Genomic DNA, 12,227 nt, shown 5'->3' on the forward strand with positions numbered 1-12,227 from the left:
ATGGCCAGTTGGTGGAGCGTTGATTTTCTCGTGTTAAGCCATCAAACTTAACTAATTGAACTAAAAAGGAATCACCATGAGCGTTATTTTCATTACTGGAGCAAATCGCGGCATTGGTTTAAGCCTGACTCAACAATACTTGGAAGGTAGCCACAAGGTGTACGCGACTTATCGTGATGCCAATTCAGCAAAAGAACTGCTTTCTCTCGCAGACCACAACAGCAACCTGACCTGCATTCAATTAGAGATAACCGATTACCAAGCGGTGAGCCACCTCACTTCGCAAATAGAGTCGATTGATATCTTGATCAACAACGCTGGCTACTATGGTCCAAAAGGTTATGGTCTGGGTAATACCGATGTCGAAGCGTGGCGTCGTGTATTCGAAGTCAACACCATTGCGCCATTAAAGCTTGTCGAGACTCTATTACCTCTTATAGAAAGTAGTGACGTCAAAAAGATCGCCTGCCTGTCTTCTAGAGTCGGTAGCATGTCCGAGAACACATCAGGCGGAGGCTACATCTATCGTTCATCTAAAGCCGCTCTAAACTCCGTTGTGAAGAGCCTAAGTAACGACTTAACCGATAATGGCTTTACAGTGTTGGCGTTACATCCAGGGTGGGTACAGACCGAAATGGGCGGCCCTAATGCTCTGATCGACACTGACACCTCAGCTTCTGGTCTTATAAAAGTCATCGAGTCCGCGAATACTGAAGTAAGTGGTCACTTCTTCAATTTCGATGGCAGCGAAATAGACTGGTAACCCGCAGATGAATGATGGCCCTCTCTCAAACCTAGTTAAGTACTCAACACTGTTTTGTCTGACGGTGATGCTAACCGGCTGTTTCAGTGATGGCCCCGGAGACTTATTCGACGACTACCAAACAAAGATAGCCAGAGTACAAGATGCTGACGAGATAAAAGAGGAACGGGAATTTGAAAGCCTACCGAGAAAACGAGAACTGCTGCTTGACGTGCCCTCGCTTTCTATCGGTTTAATCGACAGTTACCAGCTTCGTCAGTGTGGATTGTTCAATCTGATTGCAAAAAGAAATTCGCTTCTTGGGAAAGTCGCGGATGAGTTTCGTAATTACGATTATCAAGTCGCCCTACTTGCAGGTGTCGGGAGATGCTTATCCGGTAGCGAATTAGACCCTGAGGTCGTAGAACTACTGAAAGAAATCGAGCAGCAGAAACTCGCACAGTTTCCGCGGCACCAGTGGAATCTAATCTATGCCAGCGATGCGATGCAGTCTCAGATGCGTGGTAGTCAGTGGTTACACGCTGATATCGGCGATCAGGTACGACAAACCAGTGATGCCTTAGAACATATCAATCAAGCGTTAAACGTTCCGCTCGTTTCGGGAAAGACTACTGAGGTTCAAGAAGTATTAGAAAAGAGCTCTACGCTCGGGGATTTATACTACTCGCTCACGCGAGCTTCGGCCGAACTTGATACCATCACCAAACAGCTGACAACTTTTGATCACAATATCATCTGTGGTAAACAACGAGACACGACCAAGTTTCGTTATCTCAACAATGTGTTCGAGCAGCAATACATAGACAAAGTTCAGCCCTACATGGCGCAATTGGATGGCTACTATCAGCAGTTAGCCCCGCAACTTGGGATGTTTGACGCGCAACCTGAACTGCACAGTTATTACTTTCCCATCAAAGATGCGCATCACGCCTTTCGATCATCCACTCGCCGCCATGTTGATTATTGGCAGCAGCTGTTTAAACGTTGTGGGCGCAAGGTCGGTCGTTAATATTGATTCCCAATATCAATAATGGGTGTTGTTAGCTTTCAGTTTCTAACTGATTAACTTTTAGCGCCTTTCTTCGCGTAAGTCTTCTTCCTTGTCCCACCACCTTTACGGCGCTTGAATGCTGGTCTTTCAACTTTAGGAAGATGACGCAGGGATTCAGGGACTTCACCTGTTTTTACCTTACCCATTAAGCCATCGATCTTACTTTCTAGCGCTTGCATGAAGGGTTGATACGCTTGGTTTCGCTCAGCCATACCTTGCAACTGATGCTCCCAGTGAGCCGTCATGTCGGGAAAGGTCGAGTCCTCAGGTAAGGCATTAATCAAACCTCTCCCCGCAGGACTGCTATGAATACTCTTACCTTGTCGAGTTAGCAACTGCCTCTTAAACAAAGTATCTAAGATACCCGCTCGGGTTGCTTCCGTTCCAAGGCCATCGGTCTCTTTCAAAATGGCTTTAAGGTCTTTGTTCGCGACAAAGCGCGCGATACCAGTCATCGCTTGTAGCAAGGTCGCTTCCGTGAAGTGCTTTGGTGGTTCGGTTTTCTTATCGCCAATAATGCCTTCACGACACGTCAACACCGTACCTTTATCCAATGGAGGCACCGTATCCGTGCCATCACCTTTTTCTTCAGTGTCCGTTTTCCCCATCAACACTTTCCAGCCCGGGTTGATAAGCTGACGCCCTTTTGCGATGAACACACCACCAGCAATATCAAAGACTAACTTGGCATCGGCAAAAATAGCAGGTGGGTAGAATTGCATCAGATACTGACGAGCGATTTGCTGATAGATTTTCATCTCGTTGGCAGACAGGCCGTTCACCGATGATTTCTTCGGTGTTGGGATTATCGCGTGGTGAGCATCGACCTTGCTGTCGTTCCATGCTTTGGATTTAAGAGAAAGATCCGCACCTTGAGCACCACTTTGCAGCTCTTTCGCATTGTTAGCGATAGCATCCACGACCGACTCTCTTTGCGAGTAGTGATCCTTAGGTAGGTAGCGGCTATCAGAACGCGGGTAAGTGATGAGTTTGTGTTTCTCGTACAACGACTGACAAGTGTCGAGGACCTGCTGAGCACTCATACCAAAACGCTTAGACGCATCAATCTGCAGTGCTGACAACGAATAAGGCAGTGGCGCAGCTTGTTTACTTTGCTTTTGCTCTGATTCCGTCACGGTTGCAGGTTGATTCGCAATTCGGTTAGCCACGTTCTCAACCAGCTTTCGATTGAGCACTCGGCCTTCTTCATCTTGCCATGGTTTACATGCTTCGCTTGGTTTCCAACGCGCTCGAATATCAAAGCTCTGGCCGTTGTTTTGATAAGGGATCAAAGCGTGCAGAGTGAAGTAATCTTTAGGAATGAAATTCTCGATTTCTTCATCACGTCTTACCACCAAACCAAGCACTGGCGTTTGCACTCGCCCTACCGACAACACGCCTTGGTAACCCGCCTTTTGACCAAGCAAGGTGTAAGCTCGGGTCATGTTCATGCCATACAACCAATCGGCTCTAGAGCGTGCTAAAGCAGAAATAGACAATGGAATAAAGTCTCGGTTACTGCGCATTTGAGAGAGCGCACGCTTCACGGCTGGTAAGTTCAAATCGCTGATCAGCAGCCTGTCCATCGACTCTTTCTTGGCCTTAGACACCTTGCAGTAATCGATCACTTCATCCACCAGCAGCTGCCCTTCTCTATCCGGGTCACCCGCATGGACAATTTGGGTCGCGTCCTTCAATAGCTTTCGGATCACTGTGAGCTGTTTGCTTGACGTCTTACGAGGTCTTAGTTGCCATTGCTCTGGCACAATAGGAAGATCGGCTAAGTTCCACTTCTTATAACGGTCGTCATAAGCGTCCGGCTCAACCTGCTCCAATAAGTGTCCAATACACCAAGTCACCACATCCCCATTGCCACATTTGATAAACCCTTGGTCTTTCTTCTGTGGATTAGGTAGTGCGGCGGCAATGGCGCGGCCTAGGCTTGGTTTTTCAGCAATGATAAGACGAGACATGTTTTTCCAGATGCTACAAACAATTAGGGCCACATTATCTAATGTGGCCCCTAGAAATCAAGGAAAACTGGTTGTTTATACAGTTAGCACTCAAAAAACTAGTGGCTAGTAAATATGCATAGCTAAAAACATACTCGATGAGTGGCTTCGCCACCTGCTTTCTTGTTTTGAGTATCCCAAGAGCTATTCGGAGCAATTCCTACAATGCCTCTAGAAAAAGCAATCACTTTGACTCTATATTATTGGTTTTATTTATTTTTTCTCAAAGAGAGAACTCGAGTAATATTAATGAATTGATCTTATTCAGCAAGGCGGTTTTATTGACCGAGATCAAAACTCAAAGTTGGTGGTTCTCGTTAAATACGGAAAAGTATAGAGGCAAATAGCGTCTATCAGCCCACATACAAATGGGGTTGATTTTAGGCAAAAATGCAATTTATAGTACGGAGTATGAATCGATATTAGGGAGGTAAAATGACTATACATAGACAATAAAAAAGCCTACTCAAGGCAGGCTAATTTATCTGTATCACTCACGTTGTAATAAGCAGAGTTTAAAGTCTTTGTAGGAGAAGACTTCTAACTTTATGACAACACTTATGATGGCTTGTTTCACGGCGAATCATATCAAAGTCTACGCAAAAAACAACGTGCCTAACTTACTTGAATGAGTACATAAGCATGTTTCAAAAGTTAAATTATTTACTAGATGCAATGGAATCAGTTTTAGCAATTATCGACTTCTTAGTTGCTGAAGACTATCAATTACCTACAGCGATCATCAATTTTATCGCTAGATTTAGTTTTTAAATCTAACTGTGCAGCCCTTTATCGGGCTGCTTCATCATCGTATTTACAAGAACTCGACGAACTTTGAGAAGTCACGTTCTGGCGCTTTCATTGGCGTACAGCCCGGAGTACCCAAATATAGGAAACCAACGATTTCGTCGTCGCCTTCTAGGCCGAAAGCTTGGTGAACTTTAGGGTGGAACATCCACTTACCTGAGCGCCAAAAGCCTTGAAAACCTTGAGCAACAGCAGCCATTTGCATCGCCTGTGCTGCGCAACCCGCAGATAGGTGTTGTTCGAACGCGGGCACTTTTTCGTGCTCAGTTACCTTTGCGATGATAGTGATCACCATTGGTGCTCGAAACGGCGCTTTTTTAACTTTCTCAATGACCGCTTCTTCGCTCTCGTCAGCTTGTGCCGCACGAACCAAAATATCAGAGAGCTTCTGTAACCCTGAGCCTTGTGCGATAACAAAGCGCCATGGGGTCAATGCGCCGTGGTCTGGAGCACGTAAGCCCGCTTTAATGATATTTTCTAACGCCACACCTTCAGGTGCTGGATCAGAGAGTTTTGCGATTGAGCGTCTGTTGAGCAATAGATCCAAAGCATCCATTTGAAGTCCTTACTAATTTTTATTGTTTGTATAATTGAACTGTAGCACAGAACACAAACGATAATAAATCTCAACGGCTGTCTATTTGAAGCAATATTTGAAACGACACTAGAAACAACAAAGGCCCCTAAATCTATGACTTAGGAGCCTTATTTATCTGTCTAGTCCAAGCTTAGTTACCCGTCTAGTTCAGCTTATTGAACTTTCTGATTCAAACTTATCAAACGAGAACATTCTGTTTGTTGTTAAAGCTTAATAGCTAACTCAACACCTTGTCGAATCGCACGCACGGCATCCAGTTCACCTGCGTAATCGGCACCGCCTATCACGTGTAGTTTGCCACCAAACTCTTGCCACATGTCTTCGAATGGACGAACTGAAACCTGACCCGCACACACGATAACGGAATCGGCATCGAGTACCTGATCTTTCTTACCAACGCTGATATGCAGACCTTGGTCGTCAATCTTGTTGTAGCTCACGCCACCAAGTAAGTTCACACCACGTTTTTCTAATGTGCGTTTATGAATCCAACCTGTAGTCTTACCCGGACCTTTACCGACACGACCCGCTTTACGCTGCATCACCCAAACCGTTTTGTCACTGAACGAATCAGGGTAAGGATAAAGTCCACCAGGATGTTCCATATTCTTATCAATGCCCCACTCATGCAGCCAGTCATCCAAGCTGTGAGAAGTCGGCTCTGTCAGCATAGTTGCCACATCAATACCGATACCACCGGCACCAACAATCGCGACTTTTTCGCCTACTGGTGTCTTTTCACGAATCAAGGTTTGATAATCGATTACGTTTTCTTGGTCAATCCCTTCAATATCAAGCTTTCTTGGCTCAACACCGGCAGCCATCACGACTTCATCGTACTTCAACAACATCTCAAACGTCGCTTCAGTATCCAGTTTTAAGTTCACGCCTGATGCATCGATTTGATTAGCAAAGTAGCGAATCGTTTCTCTGAACTCTTCCTTGCCCGGTATCTGCATTGCCAATCTAAATTGGCCGCCGATACGATCATTTTTCTCAATCAGATCAACATTATGACCACGCTGTGCCAACGTCGTCGCGCAGGCTAAACCAGCAGGCCCAGCCCCAACCACGGCAATAGTTTTGGTCGCTTCGGCAGGCTGAACAACAATTTCAGTCTCGTAACAAGCTCGAGGGTTAACCAAACAACTCGCTCTTTTGCCTTTGAATACGTTATCAAGACAAGCTTGGTTACAACCGATACAGGTGTTAATGAACTGCGCTTGGTCTTGAGCGGCTTTATTAACGAAATCAGGGTCAGCCAAGAATGGACGAGCCATTGATACCATGTCGGCCTGTCCTGAACTGAGGATACGTTCAGCCTCTTCTGGCGTGTTGATACGGTTACATGTCACCACTGGGATCGACACGTATGGTTTAACTTTTTCCGTCACCCAAGAGAATGCTCCTCTTGGAACTTGTGTCGCAATAGTCGGGACACGAGCTTCATGCCAACCAATACCAGTATTGATAATCGTCACGCCCGCTTCTTCTAGCTTCTGAGCCAAAAGTACAACATCTTCGAACGTGCTGCCTTGCTCAACCAAATCCAGCATCGATAAGCGGAAAATAATGATGAAATCTTTACCCACCGCTTCGCGAATCGATTTAACGATCTCTAGCGGGAAACGCATGCGCTTCTCATAAGAACCGCCCCATTCGTCATAACGCATGTTGGTACGTTTACAGATAAATTGGTTAATCAAGTAGCCTTCAGATCCCATGACCTCAATGCCGTCATAGCCAGCAACCTGAGCTAGTTCTGCACTATTGGCAAAAGCACCGATGGTCTTTTTAATTTGACGAGGGCTCATCTCACTCGGTGCAAACTTAGCGATTGGCGCTTTGATGCCCGAAGCACTTTGCGCGAATGGGTGCATTGCATAGCGGCCAGCATGCAGCAACTGAAGAGCAATTTTACCGCCATGCTTATGCACGGCCTCGGTAACAACTTGGTGAGCTTTTGCGTGCTTAACTTTACTGAACTCAGCACTAAATGGGGTCAATCTGCCACGTAAATTAGGAGAGAAACCACCGGTAACAATAAGGCCAACGCCTCCTTTTGCTCGCTCTTCATAAAACGCGGCAAGCTTGTGGAGGCCTTCTTTATTTTCTTCTAAACCCGTGTGCATTGATCCCATCAATACACGGTTACGTAACTGAGTAAATCCAAGATCGAGTGGTTCGAGTAAATGTGGGTACATGGCAGACATCACTTCTATTATTATATCCTTGTGGTCTGACCACAATATAACTCAATCACCAAAAGTTCAAACAACCGTTTACATTTTTGTAACACCGATCATAATGCTGAAGGTATTAATCGTTCAGAAACCCTTAATTTGTCTACACTTAATGAGAATATATATCGATTAACAATTCTTGGTGTAGTTTGAGCTAGGGAATTATCGTAGGATACTAAGCAGTTCATATTATTGAGATTAATAGTACTGTTGCTTGTTAAAGCCACGTGATCTCACTGCGGAGACATAATGAAAAAGATATTCAAATTTATAGGTATGATCTTTAAAGGGATTTGGAAGCTCATCACGTTTGTGCGTCTTGCGCTCGTTAACCTCTTCTTTTTACTCAGTATCGCCATCATCTACTTTGTATACTTCCACTCAGACACAACTCAGCCCACTGTTCCACAGGAATCGGCTTTAGTGCTTAACCTGTCTGGTCCTATCGTGGAGCAGAGTCGCTATATCAATCCGATGGATTCAGTCACGGGTTCACTGCTTGGCAAAGACCTTCCAAAAGAGAACGTCCTGTTTGATATTGTTGAAACGATTCGCTACGCCAAAGACGATGACAATGTTACTGGTATCGTTTTAGCACTCAAAGAACTGCCAGAAACCAATCTGACCAAGCTTCGCTACATTGCTAAAGCACTCAACGAGTTCAAAGCAACAGGCAAACCAATTTATGCGGTGGGTGACTTTTACAACCAAAGCCAATACTACCTAGCCAGCTACGCAACTAAAGTCTTCCTATCACCAGATGGTGGGGTTCTTCTTAAAGGTTACAGCGCCTATTCGCTTTACTACAAAACGTTATTAGAGAAGCTAGACGTCAACACGCACGTGTTCCGTGTTGGTACCTATAAGTCAGCTATCGAGCCTTTCATTCGTGACGACATGTCAGATGCAGCGAAAGAATCTGCTTCTCGTTGGTTAGGCCAATTATGGGGCGCATACGTTGATGATGTGAGCAACAACCGCCAGATCGACGCGAAAACGCTGAACCCAAGCATGGACTCTTTCTTAAAAGACCTTGAGTCGGTTGATGGCGATATCGCAAAACTGGCAGAGAAGCTTGGTTTAGTTGACGAACTGGCGACTCGCCAGCAAGTACGACTAGAGCTTGCTGACGTCTTCGGCAGTGATGGTCAAGACAGCTATAACGCGTTTGGGTACTACGAGTACCGTACAACCATGCTTCCCGACCTAACAAGTGAATCGCACGATGTTGCTGTGATTGTTGCTAGCGGCGCAATTATGGATGGTAAGCAGCCACGTGGCACCGTTGGTGGTGACACCACAGCAGCACTACTTCGCCAAGCGCGCAACGACGACAAAGTAAAAGCCGTTGTACTTCGTGTAGACAGCCCAGGTGGTAGCGCATTTGCTTCAGAAGTGATTCGCAACGAAGTCGAAGCGCTTAAAGAAGCCGGCAAGCCGGTTGTTGTATCTATGTCTAGCCTTGCCGCTTCGGGTGGTTACTGGATCTCGATGGGAGCGGACAAGATCTTGGCTCAACCAACGACCTTAACTGGTTCGATTGGTATCTTTAGTGTTATCACAACCTTCGAAAAAGGGTTGAACGATATTGGTGTTTATACTGATGGCGTTGGCACATCACCTTTCTCTGGTCTTGGTATTACGACTGGGCTTAGCGACGGCGCGAAAGATGCGTTCCAAATGGGCATTGAAAACGGTTACCGCCGATTCATCAGCCTAGTTGGAGAGAATCGCGGCATGGAAGTCGATGCTGTCGACAAGATCGCTCAAGGCCGAGTATGGACTGGCCAAGATGCAATCCAGAAAGGTCTAGTCGATGAAATTGGTGATTTTGATGATGCGATTGCAGCAGCGGCTTCACTTGCAGAGCTTGAAACCTACAACATCTACTGGGTAGAAGAACCACTTTCAACGACTGAACAATTTATTCAAGAATTTATGAATCAAGTTCAGATGTCGATAGGCTTTGATATCCAATCAATGATTCCAAGCAGTTTACAACCTGTTACTCAGCAGTTAGCTCAAGATAGCCAGCTGTTAGGCAACTTTAACGACCCACAAGGCCGATACGCTTTTTGCTTAAACTGCCAAGTTCAATAAGATAAGCTCAACGCTTTGTTATCAAGAGGCGCCTCTGTGTGAGGCGCCTCTTTTTATTGCATGATAATTCGCTATAATCGCCCCCCTGTTCCCTATATCACACTAAGTATTAATCGCCATGGAAAGAAAACACATCTATATCGCGTATACCGGCGGCACAATTGGCATGCAGAAGTCTTTGGACCACGGCTATGTCCCAGTCGCAGGTTTTATGGATAAGCAGCTAGCTGGCATGCCTGAATTCCATCGCCCAGAAATGCCTGAGTACACCATTCATGAATACTCTCCATTAATGGACTCTTCAGATATGACGCCACTTGATTGGCAGACTATCGCTGATGATATTCGCGCGAACTACGATAAGTACGATGGTTTCGTTATCCTACACGGTACAGACACAATGGCTTACACCGCCTCTGCTCTGTCTTTCATGCTGGAAAACCTCGGCAAACCTGTGATTGTTACGGGCTCTCAGATCCCATTGGCAGAGTTACGTTCAGATGGACAAGCAAACCTGCTGAATGCTCTGCACATTGCAGCGAACTACCCGATCAACGAAGTGACACTGTTCTTCAACAACAAGTTGATGCGCGGTAACCGCAGCACAAAATCACACGCAGATGGCTTCAATGCGTTTACCTCTCCAAACCTAACCCCATTGCTAGAAGCGGGTATCAATATCCAGATCAGCAATAACGTAAAGGTAAACGAGCAACCTGAAGGTGCTTTCAAGGTTCATAACATTACTCCGCAACCCATCGGTGTAATCACTATGTACCCAGGTATCTCACATGAGGTGATTCGCAACACGCTACTACAGCCTGTTAACGCAATGATTTTGCTTACTTTTGGTGTTGGTAACGCACCACAAAATCAAGAGTTACTTCAGCACTTAAAAGATGCATCAGAACGAGGTGTGATTGTAGTGAACCTAACTCAGTGTTTGGCCGGTAAAGTCAATATGGGTGGCTACGCGACGGGTTGTGCACTAGCAGAATCTGGAGTTATCAGTGGTTACGATATGACACCAGAAGCGGCACTGGCGAAGTTACATTACCTGTTGAGCCAAAACTTAAGCTACGAACAAGTGAAGGATCAAATGCAACAAGTGTTGCGCGGTGAGATGAGTTTATAAGCTTGTTCAGCTATAGGTTTAGAGGTTTAGAGCTATAGGTTCAGAGGTTTAGGTTTAGCTATACGTTTAACCAAAACCTTCGCATTAACCCAGTCGTTTCATGGGCATCGCAGGCGTTTAACGTGAACTAAATCGTTTTATTGCTTATAAATAAACGGCTTAACAGCTAAAGGGGTGGCACAGTGCTGCCCCTTTGTTGTAATTTAAGCCTAATGATTCGGGTTAACCCTAACAATATCTTCTTGGTCTGACTTAAATTGCTTCTTAAGCTCAGACTTAGATTTAAAGCTAATATCACCACCAGCTGCAACTGTCATATGTTGAGCTTCGGAGTTATGTTTAGATTGATATAACATAACTGCTTGCATACACGAGTCGCGCTGTTCTTTAGAGAGCGCCGTACCTTCTGGCCATTTACCCGTCTCAACTGCGTAAGTTAAACGTTCGTAGACCTCGGGTGTCATTGCGCTAAGAAGTTGTTCTGCATCCATGATAAAGCCTTAGTTTTAACAATTTTCACCAGAAAATAACCCGTAACAGAATTGAGTCAAGAACCTGACCGATAATAAGTGCATTCGATCACAAGTGAAGGAATATGAAAATGATGAAACGGTTGGCGATTAGCCTATTACCTTTCACTCTGGTGGGGTGTCTTGAAGGAAATAAAAATACCGATCAACTCTGTCAAAGTAATCCGGGGCTGCAGTGTGAGGAATTGAACATGAACGATGGGCAATGTCGCGTCGCACGTACCGACCTCATCTGGCATCGATTTGAAGTTCAGAAGCAACCCTCCGAAGCCAATAAGATTAAAGAGTTCAAGTTAGTCACTGCGTACAAAAAGTGCCTAGAGCTTGCGGCGCAGATCGAGACGATTGACCAATCTAAGCTGCAAGAGCGTCGCTTTACCTCTTTAATGCACAGCATCGAAGAGTCTGAGCGTATTGTAGATGAACTATCGCAATCCAATACACCGGAAACGCTTTACTTCTTGTGGTCACAAACCGGGGACACCAACGCCAGACGCAGTTTCCTACAACTAGAAGGGAAAGAAGCGTTAAATACGGCAGAAATGCAATATGCCTTAGCCACCTTCTATACCACCCGCGATCATGCAAAAACGCTTAAACTACTCAATAATGCGTTAACGCTTTCAAATGGTTCGGTCGTCAACACTGAAATCTTCAAGTCGATGGCCAGTATCAACCACAGCCTTGGTCATATGGAAAAAGCGTATGTGTGGGCAATGGTTGCCAAAGACTTTGATGTGCCCATTGCTTCTGAAGCTGAGCTCACTGTGCTGTATCGTTTCGACAAACCTCAATACAAGCAATTCAATGATGATGCTGAAAAGATTGTCGAAGCCATTGAAGACGGCGTTTACACCGCGTCTATAGTGCCGAACTATTAGTTTTGATTTCTTCATGCACAAAAAAAACAGCTACTTCATGGTAGCTGTTTTTATTTGTACTAGAGTTAATTCTGAAATCTTGGGTTGTTCAATAGTCCTTAATCGAC

The 12,227-nt window shown here is 45.3% G+C and carries 9 protein-coding genes; 5 read left to right on the forward strand and 4 right to left on the reverse strand.

What is annotated here, in order from left to right; translation table 11 throughout:
• Nucleotides 1-76 precede the first annotated feature (76 nt).
• Complete coding sequence (locus OCU90_RS12415) at nt 77-763, forward strand: SDR family oxidoreductase (protein ID WP_061024387.1); 687 nt, start codon at nt 77-79, stop codon at nt 761-763.
• 7 nt (nt 764-770) lie between these two features.
• Nucleotides 771-1,772 (forward strand): DUF3080 domain-containing protein, encoded by a 1,002-nt coding sequence (locus tag OCU90_RS12420; protein ID WP_061024390.1) that lies wholly within the window; start codon nt 771-773, stop codon nt 1,770-1,772.
• Between the two features lie 53 nt (nt 1,773-1,825).
• On the opposite strand, the gene OCU90_RS12425 is transcribed toward OCU90_RS12420, so the two are convergent.
• From OCU90_RS12425 to OCU90_RS12435, 3 genes are all read right to left on the reverse strand, one after another.
• Nucleotides 1,826-3,787 carry a DNA topoisomerase III gene (locus OCU90_RS12425; protein WP_017084055.1) on the reverse strand — a complete coding sequence of 654 codons (1,962 nt, stop codon included), beginning with the start codon at nt 3,785-3,787 and terminating at the stop codon, nt 1,826-1,828.
• An 853-nt stretch (nt 3,788-4,640) separates the two neighbouring features.
• On the reverse strand, nt 4,641-5,189 hold the full coding sequence (locus OCU90_RS12430; RefSeq protein WP_061024392.1) for an NAD(P)H nitroreductase: 549 nt from the start codon (nt 5,187-5,189) through the stop codon (nt 4,641-4,643).
• 245 nt (nt 5,190-5,434) lie between these two features.
• The gene (locus OCU90_RS12435; RefSeq protein ID WP_061024393.1) at nt 5,435-7,444 is read right to left on the reverse strand and encodes an NADPH-dependent 2,4-dienoyl-CoA reductase; all 2,010 of its coding nucleotides are present in this window, start codon (nt 7,442-7,444) and stop codon (nt 5,435-5,437) included.
• Between the two features lie 279 nt (nt 7,445-7,723).
• Between OCU90_RS12435 and sppA the strand changes: the two genes are divergently transcribed.
• Nucleotides 7,724-9,574 (forward strand): signal peptide peptidase SppA, encoded by a 1,851-nt coding sequence (gene sppA, locus OCU90_RS12440; protein WP_061024395.1) that lies wholly within the window; start codon nt 7,724-7,726, stop codon nt 9,572-9,574.
• 118 nt (nt 9,575-9,692) lie between these two features.
• Nucleotides 9,693-10,709: an asparaginase gene (gene ansA / locus OCU90_RS12445; protein WP_017084059.1), complete on the forward strand. Its 1,017-nt coding sequence runs from the start codon at nt 9,693-9,695 to the stop codon at nt 10,707-10,709.
• A 209-nt stretch (nt 10,710-10,918) separates the two neighbouring features.
• Here the strand turns inward: ansA and OCU90_RS12450 are convergent, their stop codons facing one another.
• Nucleotides 10,919-11,200: a YeaC family protein gene (locus tag OCU90_RS12450; protein WP_017092496.1), complete on the reverse strand. Its 282-nt coding sequence runs from the start codon at nt 11,198-11,200 to the stop codon at nt 10,919-10,921.
• A 113-nt stretch (nt 11,201-11,313) separates the two neighbouring features.
• On the opposite strand from OCU90_RS12450, the gene OCU90_RS12455 reads away from it, so the two are divergent.
• Entirely contained in the window at nt 11,314-12,120 is an 807-nt protein-coding gene (locus OCU90_RS12455) for a DUF2989 domain-containing protein (protein WP_029222678.1), read from the forward strand.
• Nucleotides 12,121-12,227 lie beyond the last annotated feature (107 nt).

The sequence above is a fragment of the Vibrio splendidus genome (assembly GCF_024347615.1).
GTDB classification, from domain to species: domain Bacteria; phylum Pseudomonadota; class Gammaproteobacteria; order Enterobacterales; family Vibrionaceae; genus Vibrio; species Vibrio splendidus.

Excerpts from the sequence above, each read along its gene's own strand:
- OCU90_RS12415 (WP_061024387.1), top strand. The coding sequence starts at position 77 with ATGAGCGTTATTTTCATTACTGGAGCAAATCGCGGCATTGGTTTAAGC.
- OCU90_RS12420 (WP_061024390.1), top strand. The coding sequence starts at position 771 with ATGAATGATGGCCCTCTCTCAAACCTAGTTAAGTACTCAACACTGTTT.
- OCU90_RS12425 (WP_017084055.1), bottom strand. The coding sequence starts at position 3,787 with ATGTCTCGTCTTATCATTGCTGAAAAACCAAGCCTAGGCCGCGCCATT.
- OCU90_RS12430 (WP_061024392.1), bottom strand. The coding sequence starts at position 5,189 with ATGGATGCTTTGGATCTATTGCTCAACAGACGCTCAATCGCAAAACTC.
- OCU90_RS12435 (WP_061024393.1), bottom strand. The coding sequence starts at position 7,444 with ATGTCTGCCATGTACCCACATTTACTCGAACCACTCGATCTTGGATTT.
- sppA (WP_061024395.1), top strand. The coding sequence starts at position 7,724 with ATGAAAAAGATATTCAAATTTATAGGTATGATCTTTAAAGGGATTTGG.
- ansA (WP_017084059.1), top strand. The coding sequence starts at position 9,693 with ATGGAAAGAAAACACATCTATATCGCGTATACCGGCGGCACAATTGGC.
- OCU90_RS12450 (WP_017092496.1), bottom strand. The coding sequence starts at position 11,200 with ATGGATGCAGAACAACTTCTTAGCGCAATGACACCCGAGGTCTACGAA.
- OCU90_RS12455 (WP_029222678.1), top strand. The coding sequence starts at position 11,314 with ATGAAACGGTTGGCGATTAGCCTATTACCTTTCACTCTGGTGGGGTGT.